The sequence below is a fragment of the Streptomyces sp. NPDC051582 genome (genome assembly GCF_040681715.1).
Taxonomy (GTDB): Bacteria; Actinomycetota; Actinomycetes; order Streptomycetales; family Streptomycetaceae; genus Streptomyces.
Map to the genome: position 1 here is coordinate 107,868 of NZ_JBFAZJ010000017.1, position 19,089 is coordinate 126,956.

The window sequence follows — 19,089 nt, forward strand, 5'->3', positions numbered from 1 at the left end:
TGGTGCGTGCCCTTCGCGATCAGGCGCGGACGGAGCGTGACACCGGGGGTGAGGGGCCCATCACAGGCCGTTGACCTGCTGTCGGCCGCGCGCGATTCACCGAACGGCCATCCAGGCTGACCGGATAGTGCCGTTGCGCACCGGGCTCCGAACGAACGGCCGTGCACCGCACACCGGTTCAGCCGCGTTCCGGCACGCTCGTGTCCCCGGCCCGCAGGGCCGCCGCCGCGTGCAGGGCAGCCCCTGCGGCCAGTGCCTCCTCGTCGAAGACGACCCGGCAGGAGTGCAGGTCGGCGGCCTCCGCGGGTGCGATCGCGGGTGGCCGGGCCCCCAGGAAGGCCATCGCGCCCGGAACCCGCTCCAGGACGTACGAGAAGTCCTCGGCCCACATGAACGGCCGGGGCAGGTGGTGGACCCGGCCGGCCCCGAGGAGCGCGACCGCCGTGTCGTGGAGGGCGGCGGTGCGCGCGGGGTCGTTGACGACGGGCGGGTAGCCCTCGGTCAGCGTGACCTCGGCGCGGGCCGCGTGGGCGGCGGCGACGTGGCGGGCGACGCGGGTGATGCCCTCCCGTACGAGCTGCCGGGTGGCGGGGGAGAGGGTGCGGAAGGTTCCGACGATCTCCGCGGTGTCGGGGATGACGTTGGCCGCGGTACCGGCGTGGACCGAGGCGACGGTCACCACCGCCGGATCGTGCACGTCGACGGTACGGGTGACCATGCCCTGCAGGGCCTGGACGATCTCGCACGCGACGGGCACCGGGTCCAGGCCGAGGTGCGGGGCGCAGGCGTGCCCGCCGCGACCGCGGACGACCACCCGGAACAGGTCGGACGCCGCGAACGTCGGCCCGGGGCGCAGGTGGAGGGTGCCGCTGTCGAAGCGGGTGGTGAGGTGCAGGGCGAAGGCGCGGTCCACCACCCCGCCGTCCGCGGTCCTCAGCACGCCCTCGTCGATCATGCGCAGGGCGCCCCCGCCGGACTCCTCCGCGGGCTGGAACATGAAGACCACGCGCCCGGCCAGCTCCGCGCGCCGGGCCGACAGCAGCCGTGCGGCCGTCACGAGCATGGCGGTGTGCGCGTCGTGTCCGCAGGCGTGCATGGCCCCCGGCACCCGGGAGGCGAAGTCCAGGCCGCTCTCCTCGTTCAGGGGCAGGGCGTCCATGTCGGCGCGCAGCAGGACCGTCGGGCCGGGCAGGGCGCCGTCGAGGGTGGCGGTGACGGAGCTGAGGCCGGAGCCGGTGGTGAGGTGCAGCCGCAGCCCGGCCAGTGCGTCCAGGACGGCCCGCTGGGTGCGGGGCAGGTGCGTCCCGAGCTCGGGGTGGCGGTGGATGGCGCGGCGCAGGGCAACGGTGTCGGGCTGGAGGGCGTGCGCCTGCGCGAGCAGCCCCGACAACACCTCCCGGGCGGCGGTCACCGGCCCGCCCCCACGGCGCCCTCGGGCAGCTCCCGTTCCACGCCGCATGCACCTCGCCCGTGATCGCGCACCACTCTGACCGCAGAGGGTAGAGGGGGAGCGTGCCCGGCGGCGGCTGCGGCGCGCGGAGGACGGAGACGGGCCGTCAGTTCGCGGAGCCACGGAATCCGGATGGCCGGGTGTGGGAGCGCGGACGAGGGGCAGGCGCGCTGTGACGAGAGTCCGACCCAACCACCACGGAGGGCATTTTCATGACGGACAACGTGTGGGGCTATCGCGAGACCTCGGGCCGCCCGCAGGGCGTCGACCTCACGGGATTCAAGGTCGAGGCCGTCGACGGCGGCATCGGCAAGGTGGACAAGCACTCCGACGAGGCCGGCTCCGCGTACATCGTGGTGGACACCGGTCCGTGGATCTTCGGCAAGGAGGTCCTCCTCCCGGCCGGCACCGTCTCCCGCGTCGACGTGGACGAGGAGAGGATCTACGTCGACCGGACCAAGGAACAGATCAAGAGCGCCCCCGAGTTCCACCGCGACACGCATTTGCAGGACGAGGCCTACCGAGCGGAAATCGGCACGTACTACGGCATCGGCGGCCCGTTCGGCGGCCGCATCTTCTGATCCGGCGCGCCGTCGTGGGGACGGCAGCGCCCTCGACGCGAGGAGCATGCACGGTGACCGAGCACGAGAAGCACGAGCCGACGACCCCGCCCTCGAAGGCGCCGGGGGAGAGCGGCGACCGCGAAGCCCGCGAGGAGGCCGAAGAGGCGGTCGTGCCGGGCGGCCACGACGGCGAGGCGGGAGACGCGCTGACGCCCGGTGCCGGAGCACGGCGCCGGGCGGGCGAGCGGGACCGCTCCGGGGACTGATCCCGGCGGCGGACCCGCGGGCGGCTCCCGGTGCTCGGGTGTCGAGGAGCCGTGTCGGGCTGCGCGGTGACGGAAAGAGAGTGGGAAAGAGGAGGCGTGCGTGCGATGAAGGCATCGAAAGTCGCCTACAAGCCGGTCGGGTTGGCCCTCGGGGCCGGCGCCGGTCTGCTGGCCGGGGCGCTCTTCAAGGAAGTCTGGAAACTCGCCGGGCACCAGGACGACGCGCCCGACGCCACGGACGAGGATCGGCGCTGGCGCGAGATCCTGATCGCCGCCGCCATCCAGGGCGCGATCTTCGCCCTCGTCAAAGCGGCCGTCCAGCGGTCCGGGGCGGTGGCCGTACGCCGCGTGTCGGGTACGTGGCCGGCCTGAACCCGGGACCTCGCCGGGCCCGCCCTTCTCGGCAGCGCCCTGCCGAGAAGGGCGGGCCCGCGCTACGACACGACGCACTATCGGCCAGTACGACACGTGTGGCGCATGGGACGCCCGGCCCGGGGCACATGGTGCGCAGGTGGTGTTCCGGCCCCGTGAGGGCGACGTGAGAAGGAGCGAGATCGTGCTGATGGCTCACCCTGCGGTGCTGGCGCGTCTGGTGGAGGAGTACGAGATGGTGTCGCAGCTCCGGGCCGGCGACCGTCGGGAACCGCTGCGGCAGCGCCTGGAGGACGTGGTCTACACGCTGTGCGTGTCGACCGGGACGCGCGATGTCGAAGCCGCCCTGGCCTCGGCCAGGGAACGGATGGCCGCCGCCTGGATCGTCGACGTCGACGCCGCGGAGGCGGCGGCCTGAGGCCGCCGCGCCGCGCACCGCGCCGGCGCCGTACCGGGCCCGGGAGCCCGGTACGGCGCCGGCGCGCCGGGCCGGTCAGGCGCCTTCGCCCAAGACGGTGGCGATCAGCTGCCGTTGTTCGTCGGTGAGGTACGGATCCCGTAACTCCACCAGCTTGCCGTCGACGCGGACGACGTAGCCGAATCCGTCCGGCACGGGCCCGCGGTCCGCGGGGCACTCCCCGCTCAGGGCCCGCTCCGCCAGCCGCTCCAGTTCGGCGCCGTCGCCGCGGTACTCCGTGTCGAGGCAGGCGGTACGTTCCCTGCCCGCGAAGCCGCCGGTACGGGTGACGGTGATCAGCATGGTGAAACCTCCTTGAGTCGAGTGCCACGGCGTGGCCGGCCCGCTCGGCCGGGTGTGCGTGGCACGCGGTGGGGACACCCTCTCGCCTGCCCCCGAAAGCCCTCCATGCGCCCTCTGCGCACGGCATCGGCGGGAGATGTCCGAAAGTGGCCGCGGCCCCGCACCACGGGGTGCGTCCCGGGCCGGCCGGTCGCGTCCTGCCGCGGCCTCTGGGTTCGGTGTCCCGGGTCGACGTGAAGCGCTTCCGGGTCGAGGAGAGCCAGGGCTCTCCTGGTGGGGTGCTCTACGACCCCCCGCAGTTCACCCGGTTCGACGGGCTGTTGCAGGTCGACCTGTGCGCTGAGCGTTTCGGCAGCCTTCGGCCGGGGAGCGGGCAGGAGGTCTTCGAGGGCTCCGAGTTGGTCTTCGGGGCGGTCGGGGGCACGTGGAGCGTCCTGGAGCCGTGGAGCGTGTGACACCGCGGCCGGACCGGGCGCCACTCACCGCGCGGGGGCGCACTCCGGTACCCCTCGGCGTCGCCGGGCTGCTGCTGCCAGGTGCGGATCCGAAGGCTGGTCGACCGCGGGGTCCCGGGCGGGATGCCGAGGTAGCGGCCCGCGCTGGTTCGTGATCCGCCGTGGGCCGCCGGTCGCCAACCGGCGTGCTCAAGCGCCAGCCGTCTCGCTCGGCCTCGGCAGGCGCCTCGTGGATCCGGTGGATCCACACGGATGCCGCATTCGAACCCGAGTGGAACCGGCGACGAGGAAGTTGCCCGTTCGGGGGAGTCGAAGACCGCGAGCCGCCCTTCCACCCGGGCCTGGACAAGGCCGGACCGAAGCGGCCCTCGGCCGCTGACCGACGTCGAGGCGATGGCCTCACCGCGCGCAATAGTCTGATTTCATCTAGTTTGGGGCCCGTTGAGACCCCACACCAAGGAGTTCACCATGGCTGACAAGGGAAAGATGGACCAGGCCAAGGGCAAGGCCAAGGAAGCCGCCGGCAAGATCACCGGCAACGACCGGATGAAGGCCGAGGGCAAGATGGACCAGGCCAAGGGCAAGGCGAAGGAAGCCCTGAGCGAGACCCAGGAGCGCGCCCGCGGCGTCCAGGACTCGCTGCGCGAGAAGCGCGACAGGACCTGACGCCGCCCGGCGAGTCCCCCGGGGCTCGTCGGTGCATCAGGTGCGGCCCCCGGCGCTCCGGCGTCGCGGGGCCGCGGCTCGTCCACATGATGCGGGGCCCCCATCCCCGTGGCACGTTCGGAGCGGGGGGCTTCGCAGTTCCGCATCCGGCTTCCACGTCCCGCCCCCCGGTGCCGCACGCACGAGAGAGGTCCCCCGATGGACAGACACGACAAGGACATCCCGGTGGCCGAAGTGGTCGTGGCGGTCGGCGACTGCTCCGTCGAGGACGCACGCACCGTCCTCGACCTGCTTGAGCGTTCCTTTCCCGCGGAGCCCGGGGCCGGCGGCGCGGCGGAGGGCGGTCGGGCCGCGACCGTGTGGAGCGCGACCCTCGACGCGGCGAAACCGGCCGAACCGGCCGGGAGCGAGGCGGCGGCGCCCGTACGGCTGAAGGACGCGGTCAGCGTCACCCTCCAGGGAGGCCCGCGCGCGGTGGAGCGGGTACAGGCCGCGCTCGTCGGCAACTTCACCGTCGAGGACATGGGTGCCGTATCGGGCGACCAGGAGCGGGAGATCGGACTCCGCATCCGCTCCTGAGGGATCGACCGAGAGCGACGCCCGGGCGCGCACGCACCGCGTACGGGCGCCCACGCGGGGCACACGGGGTGCATGACCGTACCCAAGACAGCCCTTCTCGTCCTGGACAGCGCCGAGCCCGAACTGCTGGCGCAGTTCTACGCCGAACTGCTCGGTGCCACGGCGGGACCGGCCCCGGGCGACGGGGAGCTCCTCCTCGTCACCGGCCCCACCGGAGTCGTCGTCGGAGTCCGCCGCGACCCCGACCACATACCGCCCAGCTGGCCGCTCCCGGAGGGCTCCCAGCAGGCCCACGTGTGCATCCTCGTGGAGGAGCGGAGCCTCGACGAGGCCGAGCGGGAGGCCGTGGCCCTCGGGGCGCGCCCGGTGGCGGTGGAGGACGACGGCGGCCTGCCGGGCAGCCGGACCACCCTGAGGCGCTACGCCGACCCGGCCGGCCACGCGTTCGCCCTGACCGCCGTCCGCGAACACACCTAGTCGATCGAGGGAGCAGCGGTGGCCGAGACCGAGCTCGACGCTTTCGCCGACGTCCTGGACGGCCCCGTGTACGTGGTCACGGTGGCGGCCTCGGGCGAACGGTCCGGCTGTCTCGTGGGCTTCGCCTCGCAGTGCTCGATCCGGCCGCCACGCTTCGTGGTGTGGCTCTCCAAGCTCAACCACACCTTCCGCGTGGCAGGCGCCGCCTCCCACCTGGCGGTGCACGTACTGGACCACGGCGAGGGCCCGCTGGCGGAGCTGTTCGGCGGCGAGACGGGCGACCGCGTCGACAAGTTCGCACGGGCCGACTGGCGGCCGAGCGCCGACGGCAGCCCCTTGCTGACCGGTGCCCGCGCGTGGTTCGTCGGCCGGATCGAGACCCGGGTGGACGCGGGGGATCACGTGGGCTTCGTCCTGGCACCCACGGAGGTCTCCCCTCCGGTCCGCCCCGCGCCCCCTCTGCTGCGGTACGACGACGTCAAGGAGATCGACCCGGGCCACCCCGCCTGAGCGGCTACATGGGGTCCATGGTCCCGCTGCCCCTGCCGTACTCCTGCTCGCACTTCTCGCGCATGCGCAGGGCCTTGTCCCTCAGCCGCTGCCGTTCCCCGGGATCCACGGCGTGCTGCGCCGCCTGCTCCAGCTCCTCGGCCTTGTCGCGCATCTGCCGAACCCGCTCGTTCGGCCGGCTTTCTCCGTCCATGTCCACTCCTCGGGTCAGTGGGCCGGCGCGCTCGCCCCGGCGCCCGCGGCCGCGGGGGCCAGGGGCGGGGTGTCGAGGCCGGCGCCTCGGTGGAGGCCTTCGAGGAAGGCCGCGACGGCCTCCGTGGCGGTGGCCGACGGCCTCCATCCCAGCTCCGCGCGGGCCCGGCCCGCGTCGAGCAGGGGGAGCCGCAGCACGGCGTCGAGCAGGCCGGGATCGGCCGGTACGAGGTGCACGCGCCAGGCCGCCGCGAGTGCGGCACGGGCCGCGCCCGCCGGGAGCGGCAGGGTGCGGGCGTGCAGGAGGCCCGCCACGGCGGCAGTGTCCAGCACGGGGTCGGCCACCAGGTTGAACGGTCCGCGCACGGGCCGTACGACGGCCGCCCGGTAGGCCTCGGCGGCGTCGTCGGTGTGCAGGGCCTGGAAGCGCAGACCGGAGACGGCGGGGAGCGCGTGCAGCAGGCCCGGCCGGATCAGGCGCCACGGCAGGAACGGCCCGGCGAAGATCCGGCCCTGCTCGCTCGCCGCCTCCTTCTTGAAGAGGAACGCCGGCCGCATCCGGACCACCCGCAGGCCGGGATGGGCGAGCTGGAAGCCGTCGAGGTAGCGCTCCAGATAGGCCTTCTCCCGGGTGTACGCGGCCCCCGGCCAGCCGTGGGTGGGCCAGGACTCGTCGACCGGGCGCCCGTCCCCGGGGCCCGGCGAGTACGCGCCGACGGACGAGGCGTGCACGAGGGCGCGTACGCCGGCCCGGGCGCAGGACTCGAAGACGTTGATGCTCCCGAGCACGTTGGTGCGCCAGGTGGCGACGGGGTCGTGGGTCGGCCGGAACTTCCAGGCGAGGTGGACGACGGCGTCCGCGCCCGCGAAGAGCTCCGCCAGGTCGCCGCGCCCGGGGTCCACGTCCGCCTCGGCCCACCGCACGCCGGGGATGTGCAGGCCGGGCCGGCGGCGGGCGACACCGAGCAGGTCGGTGACCGTACGATCGGCCGCCAGGGCCTTGACCACGCTGGTGCCCGCGTTGCCGCTGGCGCCGGTGACGACGACCCTCATGACGCCCACCGGGTCCTTCGGGACAGCGGGTGGCGTGCGGTGCGCCGGGCGTGGTCCCGGCCGGCCCGGGCGGGGGTGCCGTCGTCGGCGGTGAAGGTCCGGCCGACGGCGTTCACCCGCAGCCGCTCCAGTACGGCCGCCTGCCGCTCGGCGCGGTCCAGGAGACGGCCGACGGCGGCCGGGTCGAGCGGGCCCGCGGTCTCGGCGAGGGTCCCCAGCGAGCGCCACAGCGACGCCTTGCCCTCGACTCCGAGCCGCATCGCTTCCAGTTCGAGGACGTCGCTCAGCGGCGAGCGGCTGACCAGCCGGCCGTTGAGCTTGAGCCTGGCCGCCTTCTCGGCCAAACGGCCCAACGCGACCCTGGGCCACCGCGCGGGCACGTCGAGGGCCGTCATGGTCTCCCGCAGGCTCTCCCGGTCCTCGGTGATCTCCTCGGCCAGCTCGGCCAGGAGTGGTCCCGCCGGAGTGTCGCGCTGTGTCCGCGCCATGCGGCGGATGAGGGAGACGCCGCTGCCGGCGCCCGCGAGGTGGTCGTTCAGGTAGACCGTGAGGAGACGTTGCCGCGTCGCCGCGGGGGAGGAACGGGATTCCGTGCTGTGGAAGTGGGTTTCCATGGGGTTGTTCCGATCGCTTGGACGTCTCGGCCGCCACCCCCGCCGCAGCGGTCGGGTGCGGGCCGCCCCCGGCGCGCGCCGCGACACGCGGGCAGGGGAGCGGCCCTTGGCGTCTGACCAGCCTGACGGCCCTCAAACCAGTGGTCACCGAGAGTGGCGCCGACTCTCTCGCCGTGAACGTTCCGGCCGTCCGTGGGGGCGGCCGGGTGCGGCGGCCGGGTGCGGCGGGCGTTCGGCGTGCGTTCACATGACGACCCGGCGGACGCCGACGGGCGTTCGGCGCCCGACGGGACCCTCGTGTGGCCCCAGCCCCCACTCCTCCCCGGACGGTCACCGTGCTCGAAGCAGGCACCTCCCGAGGGCGTCCCCGCCTCGCCCCGCTCCGCCTCGCCCTCGCCGGCTCCACGCTGGCCGCCGCCGCGCTGCTGTTCGCGCCCGCGGCGCACGCCGCCACCGCCGACGACGTCCGCATCAACGAGGTGGTCACCACCGGCAGCGTCGACGACTCGATCGAGCTGTTCAACAAGGGCACGGCCACCGCCGACGTCTCCGGCTGGATCCTCAAGGACGACGACAACGGCTCGAAGTTCAAGATCCCGTCGGGGACGCGGCTCGCCCCGGGAACGGCCCGCGCCTTCGACGTGGACGCGGAGTTCGGCCTGGGATCCGGTGACAAGGCCCGCCTCTACCTCCCTGACGGCAGCACCCTGGTCGACAGCTTCGGCTGGAGCGGCCACTCCAGCCCGTCCTGGTCGCGGTGCCCCGACGGCACCGGCGCCTTCGGCAAGGCCGCCCTGACCCTCGGCGCTGCGAACGCCTGCGGTTCCGGGGACGGCGGCGCCGCGAACCCGGTGGCCTGGCCCGGCGGCAGCTCCGTCGCCACGGCCGACGGCCCGAACGTGTTCGGCGAGGACCTCAGCGGCCTGTACCAGGAGGGCCCCGTGCTCTGGGGCGCCCAGAACTCCGGCAAGCTGTGGCGGCTGGTGCGCGACGGCTCCGGCGGCTGGCGCCCGGACAGCGCGAACGGCTGGTCCTCCGGCAAGTCCCTGCGCTACCCGGGCGGTTCGGGCAGCCCGGACGGCGAGGCCGTCACCCTGACCGCCGCCGGCGCGGCGGGCGGCGCGTACGTCGCGGCGGAGCGCAACGGCGACGCGTCGGGCACCAGCCGCCTGTCCGTCCTGCGTTACGACGTCACCATCGGCTCCGGCAGCACCCTGACCGCCACGAAGGAGTGGAACCTGACGGCCGGGCTGCCCTCCGTCGGCTCCAACCTCGGCTTCGAGGCGATCACATGGATCCCCGACGCCACCCTGACCGCGGCCGGCTTCAAGGACGAGTCGACCGGCACGGCGTACGACCCGAACCGGTACGGCGCGCACACCGGCGGCGTCTTCTTCCTCGGAGTCGAGGGCACCGGCACGGTCTACGGCCAGGTCCTGCAGGACGGCGGGGCCGCGACCCGCGTCGCCACGATCGACGGCGGCATGTCCGGCGTGATGGAGCTCCAGTGGGAGCCGCAGGCCGCGCGGCTGTGGGTGGTCTGCGACGACACCTGCGACGGCCGTCACCGCACCATGAAGATCGGGGCCTCCGGGACCTTCACGCCCGCCGCCACCTACGACCGCCCCAGCGCGATGCCGAACCTCAACAACGAGGGCTTCGCCCTCGCCGGAGCCGACGAGTGCTCCGGCGGCACCAAGCCCGTGTACTGGTCCGACGACGGCAACACCGGTGGCCACGCCCTCCGCAGGGGCACCGTCGCCTGCTGATCCCGCCGCAGCCCGGCCCGCCTCTCCTCCCCTCCCGTCGCACGGGACCTGACGGCAAAGGCGTCGGATCGGGCCCGCGGGGACGGGGAGGCAGCGGCGGCGTGCGAGGCTTCGGGCATGGATGTGATCTATGCCGAGGACGAAGACGCCGTACGCCGCTGCTGGCCGGTCTTCTCGCAACTGCGGCCGCACTTGGACGAGGAAGTCTTCGCCGAGCGCTGGCGGACGCAGTCCGCGGAGGGGTACCGGATCGTCTTCCTGGAGGAGGAGGGCGAGGTGCGCGTCGTCGCGGGCTTCCGCGTCATGCACACGATGATCTCGGGCCGGATCCTGTACCTGGACGACCTGGTCGCCGACGAATCCGCCCGCGGCCGGGGCCTCGGCAGCCGCATGCTCACCGAGCTGAAGGCCATCGCCGCGGACGAGGGCTGCGCGGAGTTCCACCTCGACACCGGCCACCAGCGCCACGCCGCGCACCGCACCTACCTGCGCAACGGCTTCCGCATCGACGCCCACCACGTCTCCATGACCCTGCGCTGACACCGGACCCCGGCCCGTCCGGACCCCCGCCCGTCCGTCCCCCGCCCCGACCTGCCACACCCTGCCCGGGCCCTCTGGTCCGGGCTCAGGCGCGCCCGTACCCTCTGCCCCATGATCGATTCACGCACCCACGTCCGCGTCGCCCGCCCCTCCCTCGACCTGAAGGCCGCCGAGCGGTTCTACGTCGACGGGCTCGGCCTCGAAGTGCAGTGGCGCAGTGCCGAGCACGTGCCCGGCGAGCACGACCTGCTCATGGTCGGACCCGCCGCGGGAGGCTGGCACTTCGAACTCACCCACGACCCCGACAACCCGATCACGCCCGCGCCCACCGTGGACGACCTCTTCGTCGTCTACCTCGGCGAGGCGCCCGACGAGGCCCTCGTCCAGCGGCTCGTGGAGCACGGCGGCGAGCGCGTCACCGCACACAATCCCTACTGGGACCAGTACGGAGTCACCATCGCCGACCCGGACGGCTACCGGCTCGTGCTCTGCTCCCGCACCTGGGGCTGACGCGACGTCAGGGGGGTTTCCCGGGGACGTGACGTATTTTCCCCGGGCTCTCCGGCCATGACCGATTTCCTATGCACCATGTCTTCATGACGACGAACGACGATGCCACGGCCTGGCAGGGCGGCAGCCTCGACCTGGATGCGTACCTCCGGCGTACCGGCTACGACGGGGAGCTCGCACCCACCCTCGACGTTCTGCGGGCGCTCACGCGTACGCACATCACCTCGATCCCCTTCGAGACCGTCGAGATCGTGCTCGGCCGGCCGATCTCCCTCGACCTGCAGGACATCCAGGACAAGCTGGTCCACGGACACCGCGGCGGCTACTGCTACGAACACACGGTGCTCCTCGCAGCGGTGCTGGAGCGCGTCGGCTTCCGGGTGACCGGTCTCGCCTCGCGCGTCCGCATCGGTTCCGAGGGAGTCGTACGTGCGGCCACGCACGCGATGCTGCGCGTGGAGACGGCCGAGACGCCCGAGACCGGCAAGGTGTGGGTGTGCGACCCCGGCTTCGGCCGCAATCCCATCGAACCCATCGAGCTCACGGACGGCGCGGAGACCTCGCTCGGCGGCTGGGGCTTCCGGCTGGAGGCCTCCACCACCGAGACCGGCGACCGGCTGTACGCGATGCGCACGCGCGGTGCCGACGGCTGGTACGACCTGCACGCCTTCACCCTCGACCAGCGGTACCCGCAGGACTGGATGGTGGCCAACCACTTCCTGTCCACCCACGCGCGTTCGCCCTTCGCGGGCCGGCTCCTGGTCCAGCAGATGCACGAGGGGGAGCACGTCTTCCTCGACGGCACCGTCCTGACCCGGACCCGGCCCGACGGTACGGCCGGCTCGCACACCTACACCCCGGAGGAGATCCCGGGCCTGCTGCGCGACCTGTTCGGGATGGAGGTGCCCCCCACCGACCGCGACGAGCTCATCGCCCGGGTGTACGTGGCCCGGCAGGCCGCCGTGATGTACCCGACGACCGTGCAGCCGTCGACGGTGCCCATCCAGCCGCCGCGGGCGCACCGCGCCGGGCGCCGGAGGACGGCGCCGGTCAGCTGACCCCGGGGCGGCCTGCCCGGCCGGCCCCCGGGGCCGGCGGCGGGCCGTCTTCCCGGTCAGGGGACCAGGACCACCTTTCCGGCGACCGTGCCCGACTCGGCCAGGCGCATCGCCTCCGCGACACGGGCCAGCGGGATCTCGGCGGCGACCTTGGCCGTGATCTCGCCGCGCTGCAGGGCCGTGAACACCTGGGTCAGGTCGGAGCGCAGCCGCGCCCGGAAGCGGTTCTTGGCGTAGGCGCGTCCGGCCCACACGTTGAAGAAGTACGCGCGGCGGCCGTTGGGCAGCGCGTTCCACAGCCACACCCGGCCCAGCAGCTTGAGCACCGGCCACGAGCCGGATCCCTGGTCGTCGCGGGTGGCGGCGGTGCCGTACGAGACGAGGGTGCCGCCGGGGGCCAGCAGCCGCCAGGAATCGACGACGCCCTCGCCGCCGACGTGGTCGAAGACCGCGTCCACCCCACCGGGTGCGAGGGCCCGCACCCGTGCGGCGACGTTGCCGGAGCGGTAGTCGATCGGGGTCACCCCGAGGGCGCGGAGCCCGTCGTGGTGGCGGGTGGAGGCCGTGCCGATCACCGTGGCCCCGGCGGCCAGCGCCAGCTGGACCAGGATCGAGCCGACCCCGCCGTTGGCCCCGTGGACCAGTACGGTCCGGCCGGCGCGGATCCGGGCCTTGCGGTGCAGCATCTGCCAGGCGGTGATGCCGTTGACGACCGCCGTCTCGGCCTCCACCGCGCCGACGCCTTCGGGCACCTCCACGACGTCGGCGGCGTCGAGCGCGACGTGGCTCGCCCAGCCCCCGGTCTTCGTCAGGGCGGCCACCCGCCGGCCCAGCAGGCCGGAGCCGACGCCTTCGCCGACCGCCGACACCGTTCCGACCAGGTCGTATCCGGGGACGAAGGGGAACGGGGGCTGGTCGTAGTACCGGCCGCGGCGCATCTGCTGCTCGGCGAAGGAGACGCCCGTCGCCTCCATCGCGACGACCACCTGCCCGGCCGCGGGATTCGGGACCGGCCCCCGGTGCAGCTCCAGGCCCTCGGGCTCGACCTTGCCCGGCAGAACGATCTCCACGCGCTCGACCGTGTTCACCATGACCTCCAGGGGTTTCGTCGTCTCGACTGTTCGTTTCGGCTTCTCGTGTTCGTTAGAAGCTGTAACTACAATGAGCGGGTGCGTCGGGGATGTCAAGCGAACGGATCGTTTGAATGCGATGGGTATTGCCGATGGTGATAACCTCTAACTAAATGATGACGGGTGAGGAGAGGTGACGGGATGAGCACGACCGGACGTACGGAGACCCCGCGCGAGCGGTACCGGCAGCAGGTGCGCGAGGAGGTCAAGGAGAAGGCCTGGCAGCAGATCGCCGGCTCCGGCGCCTCCGCGCTGTCGCTCAACGCCATCGCCAAGCAGATGGGCATGAGCGGACCGGCGCTCTACCGGTACTTCGCCAACCGCGACGAGCTGATCACCGAGCTGATCCGGGACGCGTACCGCAGCCTCGCCGACGCCTTCATCGCCGTCGGCGACGCGGCGGCGGGCCGCCCCGGCCTCGCCGCCCTGGCGCAGGTGCTGCGCAGCTGGGCCCTGGAGGACCCGCACCGCTACTTCCTCGTCTACGGCACGCCGGTACCCGGCTACCACGCGCCGCAGGACACCACCGCGATCACCGCCGAGATGATGTCCGTCCTGCTCGACGCCTGTACGGCAGCCGCACCGGGGGACGGGGCCGTCGCCTTCGAGGAGCACCTGGCCGGCCACCGGGAGTGGGCCGTCGGCCACCCGGACGCCCCGCCGTCCGCCCTGCGCCTGGCCCTGGGCTTCTGGGCCCGCCTGCACGGGGTGCTGTCGCTGGAACTGGCGGGCCATTTCACCGGCATGGGACTGGATCCCGCCCGGCTCTACGCGGCCGAGGTGGACGCCCTGACCCGCTGACACCCGACCGTCGACGGGCCTTCGTCCTACCCCGGCCGCGCCCGCCTGTCATTCCGGAATGTTCCGGATCCCCCGGTCCCGGGCCGTTGCTACGTTCCCGTACGTCCCGGCTCGACGACCCAGGGGGAGGAACGTCAGGTGGTTCCCGGTATTTCACGACGCGCGTGGGGTCTGGTCCTGGCGGCGGCGGCCGCCGTGGTGCCGGCGCTCGCGGCCCCGCCCGCGGCCGCCGCCCGCGCCACCGGCTTCGCAGCCTCTTGCCCGAACTCCGGTTGGATAATCCAGCACTACAGCGAACAGCACAACGGCATAGACATCGCGAGCGACTACGGCACCCCGATCTACGCCGTGGGTGACGGCGAGGTCCTCGTCTCGGGTCCCGCGGACGGCTACGGCCAGTGGATCCGCATCCTGCACGGCGACGGGACGATATCCGAGTACGGGCACATGCAGCGGCGGGACGTCGCCACCGGTGACCATGTCAGGGCCGGGCAGCAGATAGCGCTCGTGGGCAGCGAGGGCCAGTCCGAGGGGCCCCACCTCCACCTGCGGATCTGGGGCGACCCGAACGCGAGCGTCCGCACCGACCCCGAGCCGTACCTCGCGGAGCGGGGGGTGACCTTCCCCTGCGTGCCGGGGCAGGGCCCCGGACCCGGGCCCGCCCCGGTGGTGCACCCGGTGGAGTCGGGGCGGGTGGTCTCGGCCCGGTCGGCGGACGGCCGGCTGGAGGTGTTCGCGGCGGCCGCCGACGGCGTCCACCACGCCTGGCAGACCGTCGTCAACGGCGGCTGGTCCCCCTGGGAGGCCCTCGGCGGCCCCGGCAACGCCGAACTGGCCCTCGCTCCCAACGCGGACGGCCGGCTCGAACTGCTCGCCATCAACGGCGACACCTTCCAGCACCGCTACCAGACGGGGCCTTCCGCAGGCTGGTCGGGCTGGGAGTCCTTCGGCGGGGGAGGCAAGGACATCGCCGCCGGTACGAACGCCGACGGCCGGATCGAGGTGTTCGCCTCGGGGCCGGCCGGAATCTTCCACCGGTATCAGAACGCGCCCAGCGGCGGCTGGTCCGAGTGGGAATCCTCCGGTGGCGGGCCGGCGCAGGGGCGGATCGAGATGGAGAAGTCCCCGGACGGACGACTTGAGGTGTTCGCCGTCAACGGGGACACGTTCCAGCACCAGTACCAGACGGCCGTCAACGGCGGCTGGTCCCCCTGGGAGGAGTTCGGCGGCGGCGGACACGATCTGACCGTCGACCACAACGCCGACGGCCGGCTGGAGGTGTTCGCCTCCGGGCCCGTGGGTGTCTTCCACAAGTACCAGACGGGCCCGACCGGTTGGTCGCCATGGGAGCCCTCCGGCGGCCCGGCCGACGCACAGCTGACGAGCGAGCGCACCGCCGACGGACGGGTCGAGGTGTTCGCCATCAACAACTCGGTGGCCATGCAGACCTGGCAGACGGGCCTCAACGCACCGTACAGCCAGTGGGCCGAGTTCGGCGGCGGCGGGAGCGAAGTCACCGCCGCCACCAATGCCGACGGGCGCATCGAGGTCTTCGGTACGAGCGGATCCGGCGTCTTCCACAAGTGGCAGACCGGATTCTCCACCTGGTCCGAGTGGGCCTGGGTGACCAACACCGCGGGCCCCGCGGTCAACTGATCCGACCTCACGGCTCCGCCCCGCACCTCACGCCCCGCACCGCCCGGCCACAGCCTCGCTCTGCCCTGCACCGCGCCCGAAGGGGGAAGCAGATGTCCGCAGCAAAGCGCTCCTTACCCGCCGGTACGACCTCGTCACCGAGCCGGCCCACCGCCCGCCGGCCCACCGCCCGCCGTCTCACCGCACCGGCGCTGGCCGTGCTGCTCGGCGCCGCGGGAACGCTCACCGGGGCCTCGCCCGCATCCGCCGCGTCGAGCGATCTGTGCGCGCAGACCGGCTACAACGCCGGCTTCCGCGGCGACGGCCTGGTGACCGCCGTCGCCGTCGCCCTCGCGGAGTCCAGCTGCAACCCGGCGGCGACCAACGTACAGAACAACACGCCCCCGTCCAGGGACCGCGGGCTGTGGCAGATCAACGACTACTGGCACCCCGAGGTCGACGACGCCTGCGCCTACGACGCCCAGTGCAACGCGAACGCCGCCTTCGAGATCTCCGCCGGGGGCACGAACTGGCAGCCCTGGTCCACGTACAACGCGGGCGTGCACCGGCGGCACATGGACGAGGCCCGGGCCGCGGTGGACCGGCTCGGCCACCAGGAGCCCGGACCGGGCCCGCTGACGTATCCGGCGGAATCGGGCCGGGTGGTCTCGGCCCGCTCCGCGGACGGCCGGCTGGAGGTCTTCGCGGCCGGGGCCGACGGCATCCACCACGCCTGGCAGAACACGGTGAACGGCGCCTGGTCCGAGTGGGAGGCCTTGGGCGGCCCGGGCGGCGCGGAGCTGGCGATCGGCCCCAACGCGGACGGCCGGCTGGAGCTGTTCGCCATCAACGGCGACACCTTCTCCCACCGTTACCAGCTCCAGCCCTCGGGCGGCTGGTCCGGCTGGGAGTCCTTCGGCGGGGGCGGCAAGGACATCGCCGTCGGCGCGAACGGCGACGGGCGGCTGGAGGTGTTCGCCTCCGGTCCCGTCGGGGTGTTCCACCGGTACCAGAACGCGCCGAGCGGCGGCTGGTCCGAATGGGAGCCCACCGGCGGCGGTCCGGCCGACAGCCGCATCGAGATGGAGAAGTCCCTCGACGGCCGCCTGGAGGTCTTCGCCCTGAACGGTGACACCTTCCGGCACCTCTACCAGACGGCGGTCAACGGCGGCTGGTCGGCCTGGGAGGACTTCGGTGGCGGCGGCCGCGACCTGACCGTGGACCACAACCAGGACGGCCGCCTGGAGGTCTTCGCCTCCGGGCCGGTCGGCGTGTTCCACAAGTACCAGACCGGCGCCTCGGGTTGGTCCGGCTGGGAGCCCACCGGAGGGCCGGCGGACTCCCAGCTCACCAGTGAACGGTCCCCGGACGGCCGCGTCGAGGTCTTCGCCGTCAACGCGACCGAAGCCCGCCACCTCTGGCAGAGCGGGGTCAACGCGCCGTACGGCCAGTGGGCCGAGTTCGGCGGCGGAGGAACCGAAATCGGCGCCGCCACCAACGCCGACGGCCGCATCGAGGTGTTCGGGACCAGCGGCGCCGGCGTCCACCACAAATGGCAGACGGGCTTCACCACCTGGTCCGAGTGGGCCTGGGTGAGCGGCTCCTCCGGCCCCGCCGTCAACTGATGCCGGGGGGATCCGTGCGTCCGATCAGCAGGCGGGGCGTGTTGCGGGGTGCGGCCGCCGCCGCGGGGGTGCTCGCGCTGCCGGGGACGGGCGGCGCGGCTGCCGCGGCGGATCCGCCGCACCGGTGGATCGGAGCCGGGCCGTTCACCCACGTCCACGATCCTTCCCTCCCCGGCCGGCAGCGCTACCTCAACGACCACACGCTGATCAAGGCGGCCGGCCAGTGGCACCTGTTCGGCATCGTCGGCGACAGCGCACGCCCCGGCGAGTCCCCGGACAGCGCTGCCGAGCTCGCCTTCACGCACGCCTGCGCCCCCGATCCGTACGGGCCCTGGACCCCGCACGCCGACGCGCTGACCGTCGACCGGTCCTACTTCGGCGAGGAGCACCTGTGGGCCCCGTACGTCGTCGAGGCGGGCGGCACGTTCCGGATGTTCTACGCCGCCGGCGGCCGCGGCGGCGCCGCGATCAATCTCGCGACCTCCACCGATCTGTTCACCTGGACCCGCGTCCCGTCCGGTCCCCTCTTCCGGGGGATCGCGGCGCGCGATCCGATGGTGCTGCGGATCGCCGACGAGTGGGTGATGTACTACACCGAGCTGTCCGCCCCACGGGGAGGCCGGCACGTCGTGGCCGCACGGCGCTCCGCCGACCTGCTGCACTGGAGGGCGCCGGAGACCGTTTTCACCGACGCGACCACCGACGCGACCCTGTCGGTCACCGAATCGCCGTGCGTGGTCGAACGGGACGGCTGGTACCACCTGTTCATCGGCCCCCGGGGCGGATACGAGGGCACGGAGGTGTTCGCGTCCAGGGACCCCTTCCGCTTCGGCCAGGGCGGTTACGCGGGGCATGTCCCCGGCCACGCCGTCGAGGTGGTCTCCGACGGGCGGGAGTGGTACGCGAGCGCCGCGGGCTGGTTCCGCCAGGGCCTGTACGTGGCACCCCTGCGCTGGCGGGACGACGGACCGCCGCCCTGGCAGAGCCTGGACAACCCGGTCGTCGCAAGAGACGTGGAGGACCGGCTGACGGTGTTCGCGCTCGACGCCGGTGACCGGTCGATCCTGCGGCGCGTCCAGCTCGACCCGCAAACCGACACGTGGTCCGCGTGGGAGTCCTTCGGCGGGCCGGCCGGGGCGGTACCCACCCTCGGCCGCGACGCCGACGGCCGGCTGGAGGTCTTCTCCCTCGCCCCGGGCGGCGCCAACCTGCACCACCGCGCGCAGCGGCCCGACGGCGGCTGGTACGACTGGGAGGAGTTCGGCGGCCCGGCGGGAGCCGCCCCCGCCGTCGCCCGGGGCGGCGACGGCCGGCTGGAGGCCTTCGCACCCGCCCCCGCGGGCGCCTGCCTCGCGCGGCGCCGGCAGCGGTCGCCCGGCTCGCCGGCCTGGGAAGAGTGGGACGGGGCCTTCGGCGGTCCGGTCGGCGCGCCCCCGGCCGTCGCCGCCAACGCCGACGGCCGGCTGGAGGTGTTCGCCCTCGCACCGGGCGGCTCCGCCATCCACCACCGCTGGCAGGAGGCCCCGGGCGGAGCCTGGGCCGCGGCATGGCAGCCGTTCGGTACGGCCGCCGGCGGCGCGCCGCGCGTGGCCCGGGACGGTTCGGGCCGGCTCACCGTCGCCGCCGTCGCCCCCTCCGGCCTGGCGACCTTCCACCGGCGCCAGACGGTACCCAGCGGCGGCTGGGGCGACTGGCAGCACCTGTTCGGCTGGTCGGCCGCGGCCCCGGCGCTCGCCCCCGGCGCCGACGGGCGGCTGGAGGCCTTCGCCCTGTCGCCCGGCGGGGCCCGGCTCGTCCACCGCTGGTACGCCGATCCCGGCGGAACCTGGGCCGCGGCGCAGGAGTTCGGTGAGCCCGCGGCCCCGCTCGCCGCCACGCCCACGGCCGCGGCCGACGCCACCGGGCGGATCCACGTCTTCGCCGTCACCGCGGATGGCCGGATCCGTACCCGCGTCCAGGAGCGGCCCAGCGGTGGCTGGGGACCGTGGAACGCCTTCGGGGAACGCCTGGTCGCACCCCTCCCGGCGGGCTCGCCCGCGTACTGAGCCCGGGCGCGCGGGGGCC

General features: G+C 73.7%; 22 protein-coding genes and 1 pseudogene. 17 read left to right on the forward strand and 6 right to left on the reverse strand.

The window, feature by feature from the left end:
* Positions 1-178 precede the first annotated feature (178 nt).
* The gene (locus tag AB0M92_RS22565; RefSeq protein WP_366104062.1) at positions 179-1,411 is read right to left on the reverse strand and encodes a M20 family metallopeptidase; all 1,233 of its coding nucleotides are present in this window, start codon (positions 1,409-1,411) and stop codon (positions 179-181) included.
* Between the two features lie 251 nt (positions 1,412-1,662).
* Between AB0M92_RS22565 and AB0M92_RS22570 the strand changes: the two genes are divergently transcribed.
* From AB0M92_RS22570 to AB0M92_RS22585, 4 genes are all read left to right on the forward strand, one after another.
* On the forward strand, positions 1,663-2,031 hold the full coding sequence (locus tag AB0M92_RS22570) for a PRC-barrel domain-containing protein (protein ID WP_366104063.1): 369 nt from the start codon (positions 1,663-1,665) through the stop codon (positions 2,029-2,031).
* Positions 2,032-2,084: 53 nt separating this feature from the next.
* Entirely contained in the window at positions 2,085-2,279 is a 195-nt protein-coding gene (locus AB0M92_RS22575; RefSeq protein ID WP_366104064.1) for a hypothetical protein, read from the forward strand.
* A 105-nt stretch (positions 2,280-2,384) separates the two neighbouring features.
* Positions 2,385-2,651, forward strand: a complete 267-nt coding sequence (locus AB0M92_RS22580; protein ID WP_366104065.1) for a DUF4235 domain-containing protein — start codon at positions 2,385-2,387, stop codon at positions 2,649-2,651.
* A gap of 190 nt (positions 2,652-2,841) precedes the next feature.
* Positions 2,842-3,069, forward strand: coding sequence for a DUF5133 domain-containing protein (locus tag AB0M92_RS22585; protein WP_366104134.1), 228 nt, complete (start codon positions 2,842-2,844; stop codon positions 3,067-3,069).
* 75 nt (positions 3,070-3,144) lie between these two features.
* Here AB0M92_RS22585 and AB0M92_RS22590 read toward each other — a convergent pair whose 3' ends face one another.
* Complete coding sequence (locus tag AB0M92_RS22590) at positions 3,145-3,411, reverse strand: protealysin inhibitor emfourin (RefSeq protein ID WP_366104066.1); 267 nt, start codon at positions 3,409-3,411, stop codon at positions 3,145-3,147.
* Between the two features lie 218 nt (positions 3,412-3,629).
* Here AB0M92_RS22590 and AB0M92_RS22595 point away from each other — a divergent pair, with 218 nt between their 5' ends.
* The 5 genes from AB0M92_RS22595 to AB0M92_RS22615 all read left to right on the forward strand — a co-directional run bounded on the left by AB0M92_RS22595 (position 3,630) and on the right by AB0M92_RS22615 (position 6,098).
* A complete protein-coding gene (locus tag AB0M92_RS22595; protein WP_366104067.1) occupies positions 3,630-3,866 on the forward strand; it encodes a hypothetical protein in 237 nt (78 codons plus the stop codon).
* A gap of 468 nt (positions 3,867-4,334) precedes the next feature.
* Positions 4,335-4,532 (forward strand): CsbD family protein, encoded by a 198-nt coding sequence (locus AB0M92_RS22600; protein WP_366104068.1) that lies wholly within the window; start codon positions 4,335-4,337, stop codon positions 4,530-4,532.
* A 198-nt stretch (positions 4,533-4,730) separates the two neighbouring features.
* Positions 4,731-5,111 (forward strand): hypothetical protein, encoded by a 381-nt coding sequence (locus tag AB0M92_RS22605; protein ID WP_366104069.1) that lies wholly within the window; start codon positions 4,731-4,733, stop codon positions 5,109-5,111.
* Positions 5,112-5,183: 72 nt separating this feature from the next.
* The gene (locus tag AB0M92_RS22610) at positions 5,184-5,588 is read left to right on the forward strand and encodes a VOC family protein (protein ID WP_366104070.1); all 405 of its coding nucleotides are present in this window, start codon (positions 5,184-5,186) and stop codon (positions 5,586-5,588) included.
* An 18-nt stretch (positions 5,589-5,606) separates the two neighbouring features.
* Complete coding sequence (locus AB0M92_RS22615) at positions 5,607-6,098, forward strand: flavin reductase family protein (RefSeq protein WP_366104071.1); 492 nt, start codon at positions 5,607-5,609, stop codon at positions 6,096-6,098.
* 4 nt (positions 6,099-6,102) lie between these two features.
* Here the strand turns inward: AB0M92_RS22615 and AB0M92_RS22620 are convergent, their stop codons facing one another.
* Genes AB0M92_RS22620 through AB0M92_RS22630 form a run of 3 tightly spaced genes read right to left on the reverse strand, consistent with a single transcriptional unit; the run spans position 6,103 to position 7,957 of the window.
* Entirely contained in the window at positions 6,103-6,291 is a 189-nt protein-coding gene (locus AB0M92_RS22620; RefSeq protein ID WP_366104072.1) for a DUF6381 family protein, read from the reverse strand.
* A 14-nt stretch (positions 6,292-6,305) separates the two neighbouring features.
* Positions 6,306-7,343 (reverse strand): NAD-dependent epimerase/dehydratase family protein, encoded by a 1,038-nt coding sequence (locus tag AB0M92_RS22625; RefSeq protein WP_366104073.1) that lies wholly within the window; start codon positions 7,341-7,343, stop codon positions 6,306-6,308.
* On the reverse strand, positions 7,340-7,957 hold the full coding sequence (locus tag AB0M92_RS22630; RefSeq protein WP_366104074.1) for a hypothetical protein: 618 nt from the start codon (positions 7,955-7,957) through the stop codon (positions 7,340-7,342). Before AB0M92_RS22630 ends, AB0M92_RS22625 begins: the two co-directional genes overlap by 4 nt.
* A 407-nt stretch (positions 7,958-8,364) precedes the next feature.
* Between AB0M92_RS22630 and AB0M92_RS22635 the strand changes: the two genes are divergently transcribed.
* The 4 genes from AB0M92_RS22635 to AB0M92_RS22650 all read left to right on the forward strand — a co-directional run bounded on the left by AB0M92_RS22635 (position 8,365) and on the right by AB0M92_RS22650 (position 11,834).
* Positions 8,365-9,726: a lamin tail domain-containing protein gene (locus AB0M92_RS22635; RefSeq protein ID WP_366104135.1), complete on the forward strand. Its 1,362-nt coding sequence runs from the start codon at positions 8,365-8,367 to the stop codon at positions 9,724-9,726.
* A 117-nt stretch (positions 9,727-9,843) separates the two neighbouring features.
* Positions 9,844-10,266: a GNAT family N-acetyltransferase gene (locus AB0M92_RS22640; RefSeq protein ID WP_366104075.1), complete on the forward strand. Its 423-nt coding sequence runs from the start codon at positions 9,844-9,846 to the stop codon at positions 10,264-10,266.
* A gap of 111 nt (positions 10,267-10,377) precedes the next feature.
* A complete protein-coding gene (locus AB0M92_RS22645) occupies positions 10,378-10,776 on the forward strand; it encodes a VOC family protein (RefSeq protein ID WP_366104076.1) in 399 nt (132 codons plus the stop codon).
* An 86-nt stretch (positions 10,777-10,862) separates the two neighbouring features.
* A complete protein-coding gene (locus tag AB0M92_RS22650; protein ID WP_366104077.1) occupies positions 10,863-11,834 on the forward strand; it encodes an arylamine N-acetyltransferase in 972 nt (323 codons plus the stop codon).
* A 56-nt stretch (positions 11,835-11,890) separates the two neighbouring features.
* Here AB0M92_RS22650 and AB0M92_RS22655 read toward each other — a convergent pair whose 3' ends face one another.
* Positions 11,891-12,925: a medium chain dehydrogenase/reductase family protein gene (locus AB0M92_RS22655; RefSeq protein ID WP_366104078.1), complete on the reverse strand. Its 1,035-nt coding sequence runs from the start codon at positions 12,923-12,925 to the stop codon at positions 11,891-11,893.
* A 180-nt stretch (positions 12,926-13,105) separates the two neighbouring features.
* Here AB0M92_RS22655 and AB0M92_RS22660 point away from each other — a divergent pair, with 180 nt between their 5' ends.
* The 4 genes and pseudogenes from AB0M92_RS22660 (at position 13,106) to AB0M92_RS22675 (ending at position 19,070) form a co-directional block, all read left to right on the forward strand.
* Positions 13,106-13,765: a TetR/AcrR family transcriptional regulator gene (locus AB0M92_RS22660; RefSeq protein ID WP_366104080.1), complete on the forward strand. Its 660-nt coding sequence runs from the start codon at positions 13,106-13,108 to the stop codon at positions 13,763-13,765.
* A 138-nt stretch (positions 13,766-13,903) separates the two neighbouring features.
* Positions 13,904-15,421 (forward strand): peptidoglycan DD-metalloendopeptidase family protein, encoded by a 1,518-nt coding sequence (locus AB0M92_RS22665; RefSeq protein ID WP_366104081.1) that lies wholly within the window; start codon positions 13,904-13,906, stop codon positions 15,419-15,421.
* 92 nt (positions 15,422-15,513) lie between these two features.
* Positions 15,514-17,022 (forward strand): annotated as a pseudogene (locus AB0M92_RS22670) (M23 family peptidase); the annotation flags it as partial.
* 17 nt (positions 17,023-17,039) lie between these two features.
* Positions 17,040-19,070: a glycosyl hydrolase family 32 gene (locus AB0M92_RS22675; RefSeq protein ID WP_366104082.1), complete on the forward strand. Its 2,031-nt coding sequence runs from the start codon at positions 17,040-17,042 to the stop codon at positions 19,068-19,070.
* The last annotated feature ends 19 nt before the right edge of the window (positions 19,071-19,089 follow it).